The sequence below is a fragment of the Oleiphilus sp. HI0043 genome (assembly GCF_001634935.1).
Map to the genome: position 1 here is coordinate 1 of NZ_LWEY01001741.1, position 727 is coordinate 727.

At 44.8% G+C, this 727-nt stretch carries 2 protein-coding genes; one reads left to right on the top strand and one right to left on the bottom strand.

Annotated features, from left to right (window positions below; genetic code table 11):
• On the top strand, positions 1-372 hold a 372-nt coding region (locus tag A3729_RS33535), incomplete at its 5' end, for a hypothetical protein (protein WP_197476129.1).
• A 12-nt stretch (positions 373-384) separates the two neighbouring features.
• Here the strand turns inward: A3729_RS33535 and A3729_RS26565 are convergent.
• Positions 385-727 (bottom strand): acyl-CoA thioesterase (locus A3729_RS26565; protein WP_068634461.1); only part of this gene is annotated, 343 nt, incomplete at its 5' end.

Consider the following 727-nt stretch of genomic DNA (forward strand, 5'->3'; position numbering starts at 1 on the left):
ATTCCTGAAGATGTTTCGAACAGCAAAGCTCAAATTTCACGTTTCCAGCATGAGCTTAATATCCCGCAAAGCACAGCGTTGGGAAGTGCTCTGGATAGTAAGCAAATAGAAGTCGCATTAGGCAAACCAAGTCGTATTACGAGGCAATATGCAGAAGAGTTACGGTGCACCTTGGTCGCTAGTGATATGGCTTCAGAAAATACTTCAACGAGCAGTGCAATATGGTTCGCAAATACGGTTAAGCATGTAGTACTTGGCTTAGGTTGGGTAAAAGAAGAGTCAGGAAATGCTTTTTCAGTCGAATTCGAAGATAAAGAGCTACGCACATTCAGTAAAGAAACAGCAGATCGCTTCTTTACTGTATTGGACTAGGCTTTCAAGCGCCTAATCGCTATTTGGTAGCGCCCTGATACCGCCCATTTCATCAATGGCCACATAGATAAAAACAGCTTCGGTAATCTTACGGGTTTGACTACCTCGTGTATCGGTTCCGAAAACCTCTACTCGAATTTTCATCGAACTACGCCCGGTATCCATTAGCTCGGTATAGCAACTTACTTGGTCACCGATAGAAACTGGCGATAAAAACTCTACTCTTTCAATCGCAACAGTCGCTGAGCGGCCTTTAGATATCTGGCTCGCTGCGGTCGCTGCGGCCAAATCCATCTGTTCCATTAACCAGCCAGCGTAAATGTCACCATGTACATTGGTATTACGAGGCATCGCA